Source organism: Faecalibacterium sp. DFI.5.82 (genome assembly GCF_029076575.1).
Lineage (GTDB): Bacteria > Bacillota > Clostridia > Oscillospirales > Ruminococcaceae > Faecalibacterium > Faecalibacterium duncaniae.
The window spans coordinates 57,595-73,751 of record NZ_JARFIS010000002.1; the positions used below are offsets into that span (position 1 = coordinate 57,595).

Annotated in this window: 16 protein-coding genes, 1 tRNA gene and 1 riboswitch; of the genes, 7 read left to right on the forward strand and 10 right to left on the reverse strand. The window is 60.6% G+C overall.

Annotation, left to right across the window (positions count from 1 at the left end; translation table 11 throughout):
- Nucleotides 1-10: 10 nt before the first annotated feature.
- On the reverse strand, nucleotides 11-634 hold the full coding sequence (locus P0G09_RS03895) for a cyclodeaminase/cyclohydrolase family protein (RefSeq protein WP_197036292.1): 624 nt from the start codon (nucleotides 632-634) through the stop codon (nucleotides 11-13).
- On the reverse strand, nucleotides 609-1,196 hold the full coding sequence (locus P0G09_RS03900; RefSeq protein WP_275251988.1) for a 5-formyltetrahydrofolate cyclo-ligase: 588 nt from the start codon (nucleotides 1,194-1,196) through the stop codon (nucleotides 609-611). Before P0G09_RS03900 ends, P0G09_RS03895 begins: the two co-directional genes overlap by 26 nt.
- A gap of 133 nt (nucleotides 1,197-1,329) precedes the next feature.
- Here P0G09_RS03900 and P0G09_RS03905 point away from each other — a divergent pair, with 133 nt between their 5' ends.
- Nucleotides 1,330-1,926, forward strand: coding sequence for a histidine phosphatase family protein (locus tag P0G09_RS03905; protein ID WP_035393775.1), 597 nt, complete (start codon nucleotides 1,330-1,332; stop codon nucleotides 1,924-1,926).
- Nucleotides 1,923-2,438, forward strand: coding sequence for a cob(I)yrinic acid a,c-diamide adenosyltransferase (locus tag P0G09_RS03910; protein WP_275251989.1), 516 nt, complete (start codon nucleotides 1,923-1,925; stop codon nucleotides 2,436-2,438). The genes P0G09_RS03905 and P0G09_RS03910 overlap by 4 nt, the downstream gene beginning before the upstream one ends.
- Before the next feature lie 50 nt (nucleotides 2,439-2,488).
- On the opposite strand, the gene P0G09_RS03915 is transcribed toward P0G09_RS03910, so the two are convergent.
- Both P0G09_RS03915 and P0G09_RS03920 read right to left on the reverse strand, forming a co-directional pair.
- Nucleotides 2,489-3,817, reverse strand: coding sequence for an MATE family efflux transporter (locus P0G09_RS03915; protein ID WP_275251990.1), 1,329 nt, complete (start codon nucleotides 3,815-3,817; stop codon nucleotides 2,489-2,491).
- Nucleotides 3,818-4,042: 225 nt separating this feature from the next.
- A complete protein-coding gene (locus P0G09_RS03920) occupies nucleotides 4,043-4,987 on the reverse strand; it encodes a phospho-N-acetylmuramoyl-pentapeptide-transferase (protein ID WP_275251991.1) in 945 nt (314 codons plus the stop codon).
- A 227-nt stretch (nucleotides 4,988-5,214) separates the two neighbouring features.
- On the opposite strand from P0G09_RS03920, the gene P0G09_RS03925 reads away from it, so the two are divergent.
- Nucleotides 5,215-6,621, forward strand: a complete 1,407-nt coding sequence (locus P0G09_RS03925; protein ID WP_275251992.1) for an MATE family efflux transporter — start codon at nucleotides 5,215-5,217, stop codon at nucleotides 6,619-6,621.
- A 63-nt stretch (nucleotides 6,622-6,684) separates the two neighbouring features.
- Here the strand turns inward: P0G09_RS03925 and P0G09_RS03930 are convergent, their stop codons facing one another.
- Nucleotides 6,685-7,284: an ECF transporter S component gene (locus tag P0G09_RS03930; RefSeq protein ID WP_156059873.1), complete on the reverse strand. Its 600-nt coding sequence runs from the start codon at nucleotides 7,282-7,284 to the stop codon at nucleotides 6,685-6,687.
- A gap of 141 nt (nucleotides 7,285-7,425) precedes the next feature.
- Nucleotides 7,426-7,545: riboswitch (FMN riboswitch) on the reverse strand.
- Between the two features lie 126 nt (nucleotides 7,546-7,671).
- Between P0G09_RS03930 and P0G09_RS03935 the strand changes: the two genes are divergently transcribed.
- Nucleotides 7,672-8,754, forward strand: a complete 1,083-nt coding sequence (locus tag P0G09_RS03935) for a mechanosensitive ion channel family protein (protein ID WP_275251993.1) — start codon at nucleotides 7,672-7,674, stop codon at nucleotides 8,752-8,754.
- A gap of 60 nt (nucleotides 8,755-8,814) precedes the next feature.
- Here the strand turns inward: P0G09_RS03935 and P0G09_RS03940 are convergent, their stop codons facing one another.
- A complete protein-coding gene (locus P0G09_RS03940; protein WP_275251994.1) occupies nucleotides 8,815-10,458 on the reverse strand; it encodes an ABC transporter ATP-binding protein in 1,644 nt (547 codons plus the stop codon).
- Nucleotides 10,455-12,194 carry an ABC transporter ATP-binding protein gene (locus P0G09_RS03945; protein ID WP_275251995.1) on the reverse strand — a complete coding sequence of 580 codons (1,740 nt, stop codon included), beginning with the start codon at nucleotides 12,192-12,194 and terminating at the stop codon, nucleotides 10,455-10,457. Before P0G09_RS03945 ends, P0G09_RS03940 begins: the two co-directional genes overlap by 4 nt.
- A 35-nt stretch (nucleotides 12,195-12,229) precedes the next feature.
- On the opposite strand from P0G09_RS03945, the gene P0G09_RS03950 reads away from it, so the two are divergent.
- Nucleotides 12,230-12,469, forward strand: coding sequence for a DUF454 family protein (locus tag P0G09_RS03950; protein ID WP_317332389.1), 240 nt, complete (start codon nucleotides 12,230-12,232; stop codon nucleotides 12,467-12,469).
- 63 nt (nucleotides 12,470-12,532) lie between these two features.
- Here the strand turns inward: P0G09_RS03950 and P0G09_RS03955 are convergent, their stop codons facing one another.
- The 3 genes from P0G09_RS03955 to P0G09_RS03965 all read right to left on the reverse strand — a co-directional run bounded on the left by P0G09_RS03955 (nucleotide 12,533) and on the right by P0G09_RS03965 (nucleotide 14,702).
- The gene (locus P0G09_RS03955; protein ID WP_275251996.1) at nucleotides 12,533-13,303 is read right to left on the reverse strand and encodes a TraX family protein; all 771 of its coding nucleotides are present in this window, start codon (nucleotides 13,301-13,303) and stop codon (nucleotides 12,533-12,535) included.
- 528 nt (nucleotides 13,304-13,831) lie between these two features.
- Nucleotides 13,832-14,470: a hypothetical protein gene (locus tag P0G09_RS03960; protein ID WP_207684112.1), complete on the reverse strand. Its 639-nt coding sequence runs from the start codon at nucleotides 14,468-14,470 to the stop codon at nucleotides 13,832-13,834.
- A gap of 156 nt (nucleotides 14,471-14,626) precedes the next feature.
- Nucleotides 14,627-14,702 (reverse strand) — tRNA-Gly (locus P0G09_RS03965).
- A 142-nt stretch (nucleotides 14,703-14,844) separates the two neighbouring features.
- Between P0G09_RS03965 and P0G09_RS03970 the strand changes: the two genes are divergently transcribed.
- Nucleotides 14,845-15,219: a hypothetical protein gene (locus P0G09_RS03970; RefSeq protein WP_097770564.1), complete on the forward strand. Its 375-nt coding sequence runs from the start codon at nucleotides 14,845-14,847 to the stop codon at nucleotides 15,217-15,219.
- An 8-nt stretch (nucleotides 15,220-15,227) separates the two neighbouring features.
- Nucleotides 15,228-16,154 (forward strand): DnaD domain protein, encoded by a 927-nt coding sequence (locus P0G09_RS03975; RefSeq protein WP_275251997.1) that lies wholly within the window; start codon nucleotides 15,228-15,230, stop codon nucleotides 16,152-16,154.
- Nucleotides 16,155-16,157 lie beyond the last annotated feature (3 nt).

Below are 16,157 nucleotides of genomic sequence, written 5' to 3' on the forward strand. Positions count from 1 at the left end.
TCTTCTCCCCTCACTCATTTGATACAGTCTGATAGACCCTGTCGGCCTGCGGCACAAACTCGGCCAGCAGCTGTTCCGCTCTGGCCTCCAGCGCATCCGCATGGGCTTTGTCTGCCATCAGGCGGGTGTTGACCTTCACGTTCAGCCCCGCCGCCTGCATGGCTGCCTTGCAGAACAGCGCCGCGCATCCGGCATCGGAACGGGCCAGCACGCTGCCCTTTTCGGCGTACTCTGCGGCCAGTGCGATGCCCTCACCGCAGGCAGTCATCACCTCCAGCGGCACGGCGCAGGCTCTGTCCAGTGCCTTTTCCAGCACCGCGGCCTTGTGGGCCTGCTGTTCCGGGGTCTCTTTCGGCAGCTTGTAGGCCGCCGCAACAGGCAGAAAGGCCTCCGCGTCGGCCTGCACCAGCGCTTCCAGCCGCTTGCGCAGGGCCTCGGCCCGGACATTCAGGGCAATGATGTCCGCTTCTACGGCAGCATATTTCTTTTTGCCCACGGTCAGGCTGCCCACCATGCTGCCCAGCGCCACACCGGCCGCGCCCACCAGCGCCGAAGCGCCGCCGCCGCCCGGAGCCGCCGCCTTGCTGGCCAGCTCCTCCAGAAAACCTTCACAGCTCAAATTCATCAGTTCCACGATATACTTTCCTCTCTGTTACAAATCCATCCAGCCGCCAGTCCTGTTCCTCTGCAGCCGCTTCCGGCACCCGCTGGGCCTCAAAGGCCACGCCCAGCGCCACGGCGTTCCGGCACCTGGGCAGATAGCGGTCATAGTAGCCCTTGCCCATGCCCACCCTGCGGCAGGCCGCATCAAAGGCAGTGCAGGGCACCAGCACCAGATCAAGCGCCTCCGGCCGGATGAGCGCTGCCCGTTCCAGAACCGGTGTGCGGATGCCGTAAGCCCCCACCTCCCAGCCGTCCGGCCCCGGTACGGCAGCGGTCAGGGTAAAGTTTTCCCCACAGACCGGATAGGCCACCGTTTTGCCCAGCCGGGCCGCCTGCTCTGCCAGCCCAGCAAGATCCACCTCCCCGCCAAAAGCGGCGTAGAGCAGCAGATTCTCTTCCTTCTGGAAGCAGGGCATGGCCAGAATGCGGGCACAGATGGCTGCATTGGCCGCCGCTCTCTCTGCCTGCGGCAGACCCCTGCGGGCCATAATGCCCGCCCGGCGCTGCGCTGCTTTCCGGTCCCGGATCTCCATTGACACTTCTCTCCCCTGAAATTTCATACCCACTCAATATATCTGAAATGCGGAAGAATTGCAAGAGCATGGCTGGAAAATAACCTCAAAATAGGCTATAATGGTGCAGAACAAACCAAAAAGGAGAACGATTATGCTCATTTATCTGCTGCGTCACGGCCAGACGGAGTACAACGCGCAAAAACGATATCAGGGCCAGCGGGACATCCCCCTTTCCGCCGCGGGCATCGCCCAGCTGCGGCAGGCTGATTTTGCACCGGAGGTGGTCTATGTCACCCCGCTGCAGCGCACCGCCCAGACGGCGCGGGTGTTCTTTCCCGGGGCAAAGCTCATTCCGGTGGACGGGCTGAAGGAGATGAACTTCGGCCGATTCGAGGGCCAGACCTTCGTACAGGTGGAGCAGGACCCGGAGTATCTGGCATGGGTGCAGGAAAACGAGCACGCCGCCCACCCGGATGGGGAACGCAGGAGCGATTTCTGCAACAGGGTGTGCAAAACGCTGGCTGACCTCATTGACAAGGCCCTTGCCGAAGGGCAGGAGCGGTTGGTCATCGTGGCCCATGGCGGCACCCAGATGGCCGCACTGGAGCGGTTTGGCGTGCCCCGCCGCAGCTTTCACGACTGGTGCGGCCCCAACGCGGGCGGCTATGTGCTGGATGCCCGGGACTGGCCGGAGCAGCACATCCTGCACCTGGTGGAGACCGTTCAGTACACCAAGGAGAACGGATGATGGAACAGGGCCTGCTGCATCTTTACTGGGGCGACGGCAAGGGGAAGACCACCGCCGCCATGGGCCTTGCCCTCCGCGCACTGGGCAGCGGCAAACGGGTTGTCATCGTGCAGTTCCTCAAGGGCGGGCAGAGCGGCGAGATCCCTCTGCTGGCCCAGCTGGGGGCCAAAATTTTCCGGGGCAAAGGCGGGCAGAAGTTCGTGTTCCAGATGAACGAAGCGGAAAAGGCCGCTGCCCGGGCCGTGCAGAACGAAAACCTGACCGCCGCACTGGCCGAGCCTGCCGACCTGCTTATTTTAGATGAAGCCGGTTCAGCCTGGGAGCTGGACATGGTGGACAAAGACCTGCTCCGGCGGGCCGTTCTGGAGCGCCCCGCCGTGCAGGAATGCGTGCTGACCGCCCACAAGGCCCCGCAGTGGATGCTGGATGCCGCCGACTACTCCACCGAGATGAAATGCCTCCGCCACCCCTACCAGAAGGGCATCAAGGCGCGCAAAGGCATCGAATACTAAAAATGCCCGGAGGACCGCAGCTTTCAGCGGCCCTCCGGGCGTTTTTGTGTTTACTGTTTTGCGATGATATCACGGCTGGCCGCCAGCAGGCCAAGGGCCAGCGCAGCGCTCAGGATGTCGGCCACAGCCTGAGCCATCAGCACGCCCTGATACTGGAACAGATGTACGCAGACCACCAGTGCCAACAGAAACACCACGCCCTGACGGCTGATGGAGAGCAGGAAGGACGGTACGATTTTACCAGTTGCCTGGAACAGCACTGTGAGCAGGAGCACCACGCCGCCAAAGGCTGCGGTGTAGACCTGCCAGCGGAGCATCTGCGCACCAGTGGCGATCATCCCGGCATCCTGCACGAAGAGCCGCATCAGCGCCCCGGAATTCAGGCAGAGGATGAGGGACAGCACCACGGCAATGGAGACGAGGAAGGTCAGACAGAAGCGGATGAGCTTGCGCATCACGTCCCGCTTTTTTGCGCCGTACAGGTAACCGAACAGTGGGATGCCGCCGAACGAGAAGCCCACCAGCACCAGCTGAGCGATCATGCTCACCTTGCTGGCAATGCCCATGGCGGCAATTTTGTCGTTGCCATAGGACAAGAGGAACTGGTTCATCACAATGACAGTCAGGCTCTGCATCAGGTTGCTCAGCGCGGCAGTAACACCCACGCCCAAAATCTGCTGCAGCTCCCTGCCCGTGACGTGGCACTGGGATAGCTTGACAGACAGGCAGCGGCTCTTTTTGTGGAGCAGCCACAGGAAGTACAGGTCGCTGCACAGGTAGCCCACAATGGTGGCAATGGCCGCCCCCCTTGCGCCCCAGCCCACTGTGGTGATGAGGATGGGATCGAGGATGATGTTGATAACCGTGCCGCCGATGCTGCCGATCATGGACTGGGTGGCCATGCCCTCACAGCGGACGAGGTTGGAATGGATAAAGTTCAGCACCGTGGCCGGGGCACCAATGGCCAGCACGGTGTAATAGGCCTGTGCGTGCGGCATCGTCTCAGCAGTCGCACCCAGAATGCCCAGCAGCGGGACGCGGAACAGCATCATCAGGGCTGCCAACACCACGCCCGTGGTCAGGGCCACATAGAAGCAGAACGAGCTGACCCGGCCGGTGCCCTCACGGTCGTCCTGTCCCAGCAGACGGGAAATGAGTGAGCTGCCGCCCTGGCCGTAGATGTTGCCAAAGGCCATGAGGGCTGTGAACACCGGCGCACAGAGCGAAACACCCGCAATCAGCGCCGTATCGTTGGACTGCGCAATGAAAAAGGTATCGGCAAGGTTATACACCACGCTCACCATCAGGCCGAACACCGAGGGCAGCGCCATCTTGAAATAGGTGCGGTACAGATGATCGAGATCAAAAATAGAATCCATTGGTTTTTCCTCCACTTTCGTCCTTATTATAAAGGTTTTGCTTGCATTTGTTTGTGACACATGGCACAATGAAACAAAAGAAATGAGGTGAATTCATGCAGGAAATTCGTGACCCAGCCTGTCTGGAAACGCTGTACCGGAAGCTGGAACTTTCCTCCCGGACCAGAACAGCAAAACGCCCGCGCAGGAGCTTTCCTGTGCGGGCGCTGCATTTCCTTTTGTGTTTTACCGCACCAACAGCAGCAGCCAGGCGGATGCCACAGCCTGCAGGATGAGCCAGCGGGCCACGACCTGCTCATCGCTCCAGCCCAGACGCTTGCGCACATGGTCGTGCAGCGGGGTCAGGGTGTTCTTGAGGATGGAGATGTGCAAAAACCGCTTGAAGCTGATTTTCAGGATGCCCAGGCTGCCGTCCACGATGAACACCAGCGCGGCCAGCAGAAAGGCGAAGGGATGGCTGCTCTTGAGGGCCAGAACGGCCAGGAAGAAGCCCATGGCGCGGCTGCCCGCGTCACCCATCAGCAGGGTGGAAGGCTTGGCGTTCTGCCACAGGTAAGCCAGCAGGGCACCAATGAACACGATGCCTGCGGTGGCGTAATCGCCCAGTTCCTCCCAGTAGGCCAGCAGGAAGGTGCCGATGCTGACCACGGCAAGGCTGGCGGAAAGGCCGTCCACGCCATCGGTGCAGTTGACCACATTGATGCTGGCCCAGATCAGGACAATGATGAGGATGAGGTAGACGGCATAGGGCAGGCTGAAGCTCCAGCTCAGGAAGTTGACCTCCGTGCCGTTGAAGTTCAGGTAGGTCACGCCCGCCACAACGGCGATGACCAGATCGATCAGGCCCTTTTTGTACTCGTTCCATGCGGTCTCGGCAGCATCGTCAAAATAGCCCGAGAGCATGGACGCAATGAGCAGGACGGTGTAGATGACGTACTCTGTCTTAAAGGGCACCACGGCCAGCGTGACCAGTGCGATGCAGAGCACAAAGATGAGGCCGGAGCCTCGGGCCTTGCCCTTGGAGAGGTCGCCGTTCACGGCAAACGCGCGGCCATGGTCGTGGGGGAGCTTATCGTGGAACACCGAGTCCATCAGCGCGGTCAGCGCAAATGCAAGCAGAAAGCCCAGCGCATCCACGGTGCGCGGGTTGCCAGAAAGCAGTTGAAGCATAGTTTTTTTCCTCTTTCCCGGAGCGGCAGAGGCCGTTCCTGTTCTTTCACTGCTGGATACAAATGAAGTGTATCACGCCCGGGCCAAAAAATCAATCTCCGAGGCAATGGCTGGCCCATGGGCTGATGGGTTGACATTTTTCGCCCCCCTGTCTATAATGAGAGAACAAACGCCCTTTCGAGGGTATTTTTTTGTCTCACAGGAAAATCGGAGAAAAAGGAGAAGACATGAAACTTTCACTTGAACGGCTTTCGGCCCGGATGCGGCAGGGTGAGACCATCCCCCTGCGGGACACTGCCGGGGTGGTGCTGATGCTGAGTATCCCGTCCATCCTAGAGCAGATCGTAGTCACGGCCATGGAGTACATCGATGCGGCCATGGTGGGCCACATCGGAGCCGAGGCCACCGCCGCCATCGGCATCGTCAGCTCCAGCACCTGGCTGCTACACGGCATTCTGGTGGGCCTGTACAATGCCTTTTCGATCCAGATTGCGCAGTATCTGGGGGCTGACCGCCAGCAGGATGCCCGGGGCGTGCTGCGGCAGGCTATGCTGTTCAACCTGGCGGCGGGCCTTGCGGCGGCGGCGTTCGGCATTGGTATCAGCGGACACCTGCCCGGGTGGCTGGGCGCTGATGTCAGCCTGCAGGCCAACGCTTCCGCCTACTTTGCCATCTGGTCAGCGGCCCTGCCCTTCACCATGGCAATGGGCATGTACACCTCCATGCTCCGGGCCAGCGGCGATGCCCTGACCCCCGGCCTCATCAGCGTGCTGGTCTGCGTGCTGGACGTAGTGTTCAACTTCTTCCTCATCAACCCCACCCGGACGCTGTGGGGCATCACCGTCTGGGGTGCCGGGCTGGGCGTGCCCGGCGCAGCTCTAGGCACCGCCCTGGCCACTGTGGTGGGCGGCCTGCTGGCCCTCTGCATCCTGCTCTTTCGTGAGGGGCCGCTCTGCATCCACAAGCCCGGTTCGTGGAAGATCACCCGCGCCTGCATCCGGAACCTGGGCAAGGTGGGCGTGCCGTTGGCCGCCGAGCGCGCGGCCCTCTCCTCGGCGCAGGTGCTCCAGGTGCGTATCGTCTCCCAGCTGGGCACGGTGGCCATTGCGGCCAACAGTCTGGGCGTGAGCGCCGAGGGCCTGTGCTACATGGCAGGCTACGGCATCCAGGGCGCGGCCATTGCATTGATCGGGCAGGCTGTGGGTGCCCACCGGAAGGATATGGCCAAACGCTTTGCCTGGCTCTGCACCCTGATGGGCATGGGCATTATGACCCTGACCGGTGCGGGCCTATTCGCCTTTGCCCCAGCCCTGATGAGCATCTTTACCGCCGATGCGGCTGTCATCGCGCTGGGCGCGCGGGTGCTGCGCATCGAAGCCTTTGCCGAGCCCATGTTCGGTGCCTCCATCGTAGCAAGCGGTGCCATGCAGGGTGCGGGTGACAGCACCGCCTGCTTTGTGCTGAACCTCGTCAGCATGTGGGGCATCCGGCTGACACTGGCGTTCCTGCTGGCTCCCCGGCTGGGCCTGATGGGCGTGTGGGGTGCGATGTGCTTCGAGCTCTGCGTGCGCGGCCTGCTGTTCCTCATCCGTCTTGCCCGGGGCAAGTGGCTGGAAAAGGGCGCGCTGTCTTAAATCAAATCGATAAAAGCAAAAAAGAAAGGACGCGAACGCGTCCTTTCTTTTTTGTTCTGTCACTCACTTCCGGCCATGCAGGATGGGAGAGAGCGGCTTATAGATCAACATGCAGAGCAGGGCATCCAGCAGGCCCTTGACCAGAGTGAAGGGCATATTGAAGATGACCAGGCACTTGATAAGGCTGTTGGCAGAGGGCAGGATAGCCTGATACATACCCAGGATGGCTTCCAGCGGCATGTGGTAGAACTTGACGTAGGCCGGGTAGGTGATGAAGTAGTTGGACGGCACACTGAACAGGGCCATGGCCACGGCACCGGCCACGGCACCGATGATGGCGTTCTTGCGGCTCTTGTGGTGCTTGTAGAGGTAACCGGCCAGTGCGGAGAACACCGCACCCAGCATGAAGTTGCACAGCTCACCCACCAGTGCGGTAGAGGTGCCCTTGATGACCACATGGAGCAGGTTCTTCATAAAGCTGATGATCACACCGTACACCGGGCCAAGGGCAAAGGCACCCAGCAGAGCGGGCAGGTCGGAGAAGTCCATCTTGACGAAGGACGGGATAAGCATCGGGAGCGGGAACTCGATGAACATCAGGATAAAGGCCACCGCGCTGAGCATGGCGGCAACGGTCAGGTTGCGGGTCGTGTTTTTCTTCATGGTAATATCCTCCCGGGGCGTTCTGGCCCCAAATCAAAGATTGGAAAGCTCCTTTCGCGTGGTTCGGAACCGGGAAGACAATCAAAAACGCGCCCTGCCGCAGCAAACACTGCAACAGGGCGCGTAGACAAATCGTATTGCCTGCCGTTTCTTGCATCCGGACTATACCGTTGGCCCCGGAGTCTCACCGGGTCAGCACCCTTGCGGGTGGTCGCGGGCTGTACCGCCAGTGGGGAATCTCACCCCGCCCTGAAACGAACTTTCTGGCCAAGAGTATAACGCGGCTGCTCCGCCTTGTCAACCCCTTTTTTATTTGCCCTGCACGGGCCGGATATGGTATACTGTGGGACAGGATGTTACAATTTTTGATACAAGGAGCTTTTTGCTATGATTTTTACCGTTCGTGACCTCGGGTTCGAGATCGGGCCTTTTTTGCTGGAGGGCTGGTGGGCGCTGGCTGCCCGGGCTGTCTGCGCCGCTGTCATCGTTTTTGCGGGGCTTCTGGTCGGCTGGCTGCTGCGCCGGAAGATCTTTCCCGCTCTGCAGGCCCGCAGCTGGCACTTTGCCGCCACGCCCATCCTCCTGCGCAGCTTACAGAGCCCTTTGGCGCGGATGGCCTTTTACAGCGGCCTGTACCTGGCCCTGACCAGCCTGCCGTGGGCCATTCCGGGCCTGACAAAGTTTCTGTTCACGGCCTATAAGATCGCAACGACCCTCCTGTTCTGTCAGGGCCTGTACAATGCTTCTGAGGTAGCCGACCTGCTGCTGGCCTCCTGCAGCCCGGAGATCCGGAGCAACAAGACCCTGCGCTCCCTGCTGGACACCACCTACAAAGTGCTGGTCATCATTCTGGGTGTTGCCACCTGCGCGCAGATCGTCGGCTTCCCCATCGGCAGCATCGTAGCCGGTGCCGGTCTTGTGGGCCTGACCATCTCGCTGGCCGCGCAGGAAAGCGCCAGCAACCTGTTCAGCGGCATCGTCATCCTGCTGGACAAACCCTTTTCCATCGGCGACTGGATCACCGTGGGCAATGTGGAGGGCGAGGTCATCGACATCAACTTCCGCTCCACCCGCATCCGCTCCATGGACCACAGCGTAATCATTATCACCAACAGCCAGATCTGCGCCTCCACTGTCCAGAACACAGCCCTGCGCACCATGCGGCCCTATAAGTTCACGCTGGGTGTCACCTACGGCACCACCCGTGCCCAGCTGGAAAAGCTAATGGCTGACCTGCAGGCCATGCTGGACAACAGCCCTTACACCAACAAGGGGACCAACATCGTCCGGCTGACCAGCTTTGGTGATTCCAGCATCAACATCCTCATCTCGGCCTACCTGACCACCAACGTCTATGCCACCTTCCTGCAGCAGCAGAATGATCTGAACTTGAACATCATGGACGTGATGCAGGCAGACGGCGTGGACTTCGCCTTCCCCTCCACCAGCGTCTACATCGAAAAGAATTGAGCATACCACAACACCCCCTGTGCGCCTGCTGCGGCGCACAGGGGGCGTTTTTATCATACGTTATTCCCGGGTCCTGATCTCGATCGTTCTGCCGCCAAGATTTTCATAGACGCGGTGGGAGACGGAGAGCACCGTGCGGCCCGCGGAGGCACGGCGCAGAGCCGCCAGCACGCGGGCCTCCGTTTCGGCATCCAGATTGGCGGTGATCTCATCCAGCAGCAGCACGGCGGGGTCTGCGGCGGCGGCACGGGCAATGGACAGCAGCTGCCACTCGCCCTGCGAGAAGATGCCCTCGGTACAGACAGTGTCATAACCCTCCGGCAGAGCCCGGATGGCAGCATCGATCCCGGCCAGTGCGGCGGCATCCTTTGCCATTTCCCCGGTGATCTGCGGGTCTCCCAGCGTGATCTGTTCCAGCACGGTGCCCGGCACGCGGGAGAAATGCTGTTCCACACAGCCGATGCAGGTGCGGCGCTCCCGGTCGGTGATATCCCCCACATTCACGCCGCCGATGGTCACCGTACCGGCCTCCGGCTGATACAGGCCCAGCAGGAGCTTGAACACGGTGCTCTTGCCCGCACCGGTGCGGCCCACCAGCGTGACCTGCTCCCCCTGTTTCACGGTCATGGAAAAATCCTTCAGAATGTGCCGCTCCCCATAGCCGAAGGTGACGTGCGCAAATTCCACATCGCCCCGGGCAGCCTCCCTGCGCGCGGGAGGGATCGTGCGCTCCGGCTGGTCGAGAAAGGCATCGATGCGCCTGACACCCGCCATGGCCGACTGGATGGTCTGGATCTCCATGCCCAGGCTCTCAATGGGGGCAAAGATGCGGGAGATGTAGTTGATGATAGCCACCGAAGTGCCCACCGACATGCCGAACAGAGTCAGGAGCTGTGCGTTCCCCGAAGCGGAGAGCAGCATCACGATGCCGACCACAGCGGCATTCAACAGCAGCACCACCGGCGAATAGACGGCATCATAAAAATTGGTGCGCTCCATGGCGGCATAGCCGTCACCGATGCACCGGTCATACCGGCGCTCCATGTAATCCTCCAGACCCAGCGCCCGGATGGTGCGGATGTTGTGCAGAGTCTCGGGCACCTGCCCGGAGACCGCGGCGACCGCGCGGCGGTTGTCCAGCTGCGCGGCCAGCATCCGCTTCTGGACATGACGGGTAAACACGGCAAACAGCGGCAGCACCAGCAGCAGGATCAGTGCAAGGCCGGTGTTTTTCACCGCAATGACCCCCATGATGGAGATGATGCGGCAGGCATCTGCTGCCATGCTGATGATGCCGGAAGTGAACAGGGCTTCCACTGTGTCCACATCGCCCGAAAAGCGGGCGGCCACCTCGCCGGGGTTCTGCTCTGCCAGTGTACCGGCGGGCAGGCGGCTCAGCTTCCGGGACATCTCCGAGCGCAGGGCATGGGTCATCCTCTGGCCAAAGAGCACCAGCAGGCTTTCCTGCGCCGAGGTGAGCACACCTTCCAGTGCAAGGCTGCCGAAGTAGAGCAGCACGGCCAGAAAGGACAGCGGGAGGCCCGCGGTCAGACGGTCGATGACCCGGGCCAGCAGCAGGGGCGGCAGCAGGGATGCCGCCACCGAAGCCGCCACACACAGCACCGTCCCCACCGTGAGAAGGTGGTGCGAGGCTGCTGCCATCCGGACGGCAGCAAACACGCCGTGATCATTTTTCTTTTTCATGCGCCCTCTCCCCCTTTCAGGCCGGTCTGGCTTTCATACAGCTGGCGGTAGACCGGAACCGCTGCCATCAGCTCCTCGTGGGTGCTAACGGTGGTTCTGCCGCCCTCCATAAAAATGATCTGCTGCATCTGCGGAAAATGGTACAGCCGGTGGGAGATCAGGAACACCACCTTATCCCTGGCATACGCCTGCAGCTCGGCAAAGATCGCATCCTCGGTGCTGCGGTCCAGTGCCGAGAAGGGGTCATCCAGCACCAGCACCGGGCGGGGATGGGCCAGCGTCCGGGCCAATGCCAGACGCTGTGCCTGCCCGCCGGAAAGGCGGGTGCCGCCGCTGCCGATGACCGTCTCCGTACCCTTTTCCATGGCCAGCACTTCCTCCTTCAGGGCAGCAGCTGCAAGCCACGGCATGGCATCCTGTTCGCTGCCGCAGAGGACATTATTCTGCACGGTGTCGGCACTCAGTTCCGGGTCATGGCCAAGATACCCGACCGTGGCGGCGATCTGGCGCGGGGTCAGGGTGGAAAGCTCCCTGCCGCCAAAGCAGACCGAGCCTTGATAGGGCGCTTCGCAGAGGAATACGCGGCCAAGGGTGGATTTTCCGCAGGCGACCGGGCCGGTGATGCCGATGATATCGCCGGGGTGGGCCGTCAGGCTCAGGCCGGAAAAGACAGGCTCTTCCCCATAGGAGAAGGCGAGTTCTTTCAGTGTTACCTCCTGTGCCGCCGGAATCTGCAGGGCATCCAGCTGCTCGGGCGTTTTCATCAGGGGTCTGATGCGCTTCCAGGAGACCTCTGCCTTTTGCACCGCGTTGAAGAGCTTGGCCACCTTGGAGGATTTGACCACCAGCTTGGTGAAACAGGAGAGGAAGGTGGTGAAGGCGGCGATATCCCAGCTGCTCCAGCCGGTGCCCAGCACATTTTTTGCGCCGAACCACAGGATGAAGAGGGTCCCTGCCTCGGATGCCGCCAGATAAAGCGGCGGCAGAGCGGACTGCCACACGTTACTCCGCACGGCAGTCTTTTCGTAAAGGCTCAGGGCCTCCTCGTATTTTTCCATCCGGGCCTCCTCGCAGCCGTAGATGCGGTAGGTCACGGCATTCCGGGCACGGTCCAGCGTGGCACTGCTCAGGGCACCGGCGGCCTTTTTATAGGCCGCACCGGCGCGCTGCACCGGCTTTTTCATCCCTGCTGCGCAGACATAGGACACGGGAGTAAAAAGCAGGCCCAGGATCGCCAGCCGCCAGTCGTACACCAGCAGCATGACCGCATAGCCCGCCAGCGCCACACCGGTGTCGAACACCTCCGTGGTGAACTTGCGCATTCCCTCCACGCAGTCGTCCACATCGGAGATGGCTTTGGTCATCAGCTCACCGGCCCCCTCTTTTTCCAGCGCGGCCCGGCTCTGCCGCACCAGATTGGCGTACAGGATGCCTTTCATCCGGCGGTTGATGTTGTTGGCGAAGCGGCGCACATAAAAACGTTTGATGAAGCGCGCCGCCTGCACCAGCAGTGTGACTGCAATGTAGGCCAGCACCAGCAGCGCCATTTGGGCTGCGGCCTCACTGCCGCCCAGAATATCCGCCAGGCACTGGGCCAACCGGCCCTCGAACCACGGCGCGGCCAGCAGACCGATGTTATAGACAAGGCCCGAAAGGGTCACAAGAAGCAGCGGGAGCCACTCCACCCTGAAATAGGAGAGGACCCGGTCCGGGCGGAACGATTTATCTTTTTTCATGGGGCATTTTACCTCCTGCGGGTGTTCCATTCAGTATACCACGGTACAAAAAGCATCTGGACAGCTTTGTTCAGAAAAAAGCCATGACAGCAGGAACAAAATGCAAGATCATTGCAATGGTCACCGCTGTCATGGCGATCGGTTTTCTTTGTATGAAAAATGCTCCCATCGGCAGGATCTGCATTGCAGTGGTGTGGGTCTGCCATCTTCTGTATTTCACCTTGCGGGTCAAGACCATCAAGCCCACAGAGCAGACTCAGGAAAGTGCAGAATAGATCCCACCCGGGATACCATCAGATTGCAGGCACCCATAGCCCGCAGGGAGAACAGTTACGTTCTTATCGGTTCACGAAATTCAGCGCCAGCACGAGCAGCAGCATGTGTACCGGGTAAAAGGCGTAGCAGGCATACTGGAACGGTTTGCTGTGGCAGCCCTGCCGCCCGCGGTACAGCCAGATGGGCACCAGCGCCAGCAGCGCCAAGCCCTGCTGGCAAAGCTCAAATTCCATGCCGAAGAGCTGGATGGGGTACATCAGCCCGCCCAGAAGCACCACGTTGATCCAGTACAGGGTCAGCACCTGCCCCAGCAGGCACCACCATTTCCGGCCCCGGAAAATGTAAAAAGCGAACACGGTCAGCACACCGGCACCGTAGTAATCCGTCATGCCCAGCGTTCCCAGCAGTGCCCCTGCTGCTGCCACTGCGGCGCACACCGGCAGCGAAACCCAGAGCTTTTGCTTTTTGCGCACCGTTTCCATCAGATGCACCCCCAGAAGCCCCAATAGCAGCGTCCAGATGACATTCTGGTGCACCGGGTAGAACCATGTCCCGCCATACATCAGATCAAAGGGCACTTCTGAAAGCAGTGCAAACAACAGCAGCCGCAGTGCATAACGCTTCAGATTTCGGGTATGAAAGTAGCCTTCCACTGTCATAAATGCAAAGATAGGGAACGCCAGCCGCCCGGCACAGGTCAGCCACTCCTGCGCCGGCAGCAGGGTCGCCCACAGGTGATCCATCAGCATCAGCGCCATGGCAAGGATATGAAGTGCTGCTGCACTCAGGTCAATGCAATTTGCGGCAGTGGGACGAATCGGTTTGGTTGACATGATCATACCTCGTCTTTGTCTAAATTCAGTTGCTTTGTCTGGAATACGAACGACTCCCTCCAAGAATTGCAGCCCCGGCAGTTTTTACCGCCGGGGCCGCAGCACTTCATCGCTTATCCCTCCGGTTTTGCACCGGCCATTTTGGATACGGCAAGCATCCAGGGCAGCTTCTGCCATTTGCTCCGCCTGCAAAATGGGGGATGCAGTGCACCCGCCCCGCAGGCGGAAAGATGCTCCCGCAGCAGTCTGCGGGGCAAATTCAGAAAGGGTGGCTTGCCTGCCTGCCCATGGAGACGTAAGCACGGTAGCAGGAATGCGGGGAATGGCAAAGGACGGTTTCGGCGGAAAAGCGTCTGGCGGTGGCGGAAAAGCCGAACGCAAGATTTTTTTCATATTATGCTGGCTCGTAGGGTGAGCCGGACCGAAGCTTCCTTGCGGAAATGTGCAGCGTTATCGTTCATCTGCACCTGAACCGGCAGCCGCGTCCCCGGCGCTTGCCGCACCCAAAATAGCCGGTGGAGCGTTCATTCAGGCATTGGTGCTTTCCAGATAGGTCTCAAACGCTTCGGCAAAGCTGGCGTTCACATCAAAGGGAACTGCATAGTCCACCCGGGAGGTCACAAGGCACAGGTCGATCCGGTTGGATGTCTCGTCCGCCTGCCGGTTCAGCTTGCCCAAAGCAGCGTGGATGACCTTGCGGTCATAGTTGATGGTGGTCACCCGCTTCACATCACAGCGGTAGGCGATCTGGTTGCCCTCCGCATTGAAACGGTAGCCGGTGCCGCCGCCGGAAAGCAGCTGCTCGGAGCTGCGCAGGTCGTTCATTCGCTTGAAGGTGCGCGCCACGCTCTGCCGCGCAGCGTTCAGACTGACCTCGCTGTCCATATCCATGTCCAGCGCATCCTTTGCCTTGCGGATGGCAGCGAACAGGCGGCCCTTCTCCTCCAGCAGATAGAGCATGAACCGGGCAATGTCGGTGATCTGCTGAGCATATTCGGTCTGGGGCAGGTCCAGAATCGTCTCGTCCTCAGCCTCTGCCATGACCTTGTGGCGCAGATAGGTGTTGGCCACATTCGTCACGTTGGAATCGCAGTCCAGAATACCCTGGGCCTCGTCCAAAAGGGCCTGCAGCTTGTTCTGATAGCGGAATGCTTCTTTCAGATTCATTGTATCCACCTCATTTTTTCTTGGTCGCTGTGCGTTCCCGCCTGTTTTCCTCTATTGAACCATATTTTCCGGCAAAGCACAAGCCGCCCGCCAAAAGTGCATCAAAATGCAAAACGCCCCAACATGTTCTTTACTACACGTTGGAGCGCTATTTTCTGGAGCAGGATACGGGACTCGAACCCGCCGCCTACTGCTTGGGAAGCAGTCGCTCTACCGGATGAGCTAACCCTGCAGGACTGCTCCATTAGTGTAGCAAAGTGCAGCGGTTTTGTCAACAGTTTTTTCTGTCGGAACGCGGCAGGCGGAAAAAACTTGCTTTTTGCGCCAGTTGCTTTATAATGAAAGATAGATTATCACAATGGAAGGAATTCTACATGATCTTTGTGCCCATGCTGCACTATCTGCAGAACAAAAACTCATTCAGCGGCAACGAGGATGGGATGCGCTACCTCATCACCCCGGGCAAGCGCTCCGTCCCCGACCCGGACGGCGGCGAGGAGGCCAAAAAAGAAGAGGCCATCCTTACGGTGGATCTCTGGCCCGAGCCGTGGACGCTGGACAAGACCGACCCGGCCCTGCGGCGGCGGGAGATCTTCCCGATGACCGAGGAGGGCCGCACCGCAGTCGCCCAATATCTGAACGATGCCTACAACGCCGAACCGGAACGCTGGAGCGCCCATCCGTCCATCCTGGACTGCGAGCCCTGGACACCGCCCGCACCGGAACCGGATGCCGAAACACAACACTGAGGTGCACCATGATCTACCGACTGAAAGAATTCAAGGGTGACACCATCCCGGTGCCGCAGCTGGTCTTTTCCAAGCTGGGCATTGCGGAGGAATATAACGTCCGGGTGGCTCTGTATGTGCTGGCCACCGGCATCACTGACCCGGAAAAGCTCTGCGCCGACTTAAAGCTCCGCAGCAAGATGACCGCCGAGAGTGCCCTGTCCTTCTGGGCCGGTGCAGGTCTGCTGGAACGGTACGAGGAGAACGCCGCCCCGGGCGAGGAGCCCACAGCCCCTGCCCCCATGACCTGGAGCGAGATCGCAGCGGCCAGCCGCACCGACCCCATGATCTCCTCCCTCATCGACTGCGCCCAGACCAGCTTTGCCCGCCCGCTGACCCACCCCGAAATGGAAAAGCTGGTAAACTTCTATGTGCAGGAGGCCTTTGCACCCGAGACTGTTATGCTCTGCGTGGCCTATGTGGCCAGCCGGGGCAAGCGGACGATGGGTGCCGTCAGCCACGAATTGAAGGTCTGGCGGGCCGAGGGTGTGGAGACCGGCGAACAGGCCGACGCACACCTCCAGCTGCTGGCCCTGCGCGCCCAGCGGGAGCAGTACGTCAGCGGCCTGCTGGGCATTGCCGACACCGAGCTGACCCTTGGCGGGCGCAAGGCCATTGCCCGCTGGTACGAGGTCTACGGCTACGATGATGCCATGGTGCAGGAGGCCGCCGTACAGGCCGGCCCCAAGCGGGATCTCTGGTACTGGAACAGCATCCTCAAGACCTGGAATGCCAAGGGCCTGCGCACCGTCCACGATGTGCGGGGCCCGGTGGCCGGGATGGGTGCCAGCCGGAACCTCCGGGTGGACCGCACCGAGCCCAGCGGAAACGATTTTCTCAAGAACGCTGCCCGCCGCCGTCCGCTCCGCAAAAAAACGGACACGCCTGCAGAATAAGGA

Excerpts from the sequence above, each read along its gene's own strand:
- P0G09_RS03925 (WP_275251992.1), top strand. The coding sequence starts at position 5,215 with ATGAAACTTTCACTTGAACGGCTTTCGGCCCGGATGCGGCAGGGTGAG.
- P0G09_RS03905 (WP_035393775.1), top strand. The coding sequence starts at position 1,330 with ATGCTCATTTATCTGCTGCGTCACGGCCAGACGGAGTACAACGCGCAA.
- P0G09_RS03910 (WP_275251989.1), top strand. The coding sequence starts at position 1,923 with ATGATGGAACAGGGCCTGCTGCATCTTTACTGGGGCGACGGCAAGGGG.
- P0G09_RS03975 (WP_275251997.1), top strand. The coding sequence starts at position 15,228 with ATGATCTACCGACTGAAAGAATTCAAGGGTGACACCATCCCGGTGCCG.
- P0G09_RS03945 (WP_275251995.1), bottom strand. The coding sequence starts at position 12,194 with ATGAAAAAAGATAAATCGTTCCGCCCGGACCGGGTCCTCTCCTATTTC.
- P0G09_RS03900 (WP_275251988.1), bottom strand. The coding sequence starts at position 1,196 with ATGGAGATCCGGGACCGGAAAGCAGCGCAGCGCCGGGCGGGCATTATG.
- P0G09_RS03915 (WP_275251990.1), bottom strand. The coding sequence starts at position 3,817 with ATGGATTCTATTTTTGATCTCGATCATCTGTACCGCACCTATTTCAAG.
- P0G09_RS03935 (WP_275251993.1), top strand. The coding sequence starts at position 7,672 with ATGATTTTTACCGTTCGTGACCTCGGGTTCGAGATCGGGCCTTTTTTG.
- P0G09_RS03930 (WP_156059873.1), bottom strand. The coding sequence starts at position 7,284 with ATGAAGAAAAACACGACCCGCAACCTGACCGTTGCCGCCATGCTCAGC.
- P0G09_RS03920 (WP_275251991.1), bottom strand. The coding sequence starts at position 4,987 with ATGCTTCAACTGCTTTCTGGCAACCCGCGCACCGTGGATGCGCTGGGC.
- P0G09_RS03940 (WP_275251994.1), bottom strand. The coding sequence starts at position 10,458 with ATGAAAAAGAAAAATGATCACGGCGTGTTTGCTGCCGTCCGGATGGCA.
- P0G09_RS03970 (WP_097770564.1), top strand. The coding sequence starts at position 14,845 with ATGATCTTTGTGCCCATGCTGCACTATCTGCAGAACAAAAACTCATTC.
- P0G09_RS03955 (WP_275251996.1), bottom strand. The coding sequence starts at position 13,303 with ATGTCAACCAAACCGATTCGTCCCACTGCCGCAAATTGCATTGACCTG.
- P0G09_RS03960 (WP_207684112.1), bottom strand. The coding sequence starts at position 14,470 with ATGAATCTGAAAGAAGCATTCCGCTATCAGAACAAGCTGCAGGCCCTT.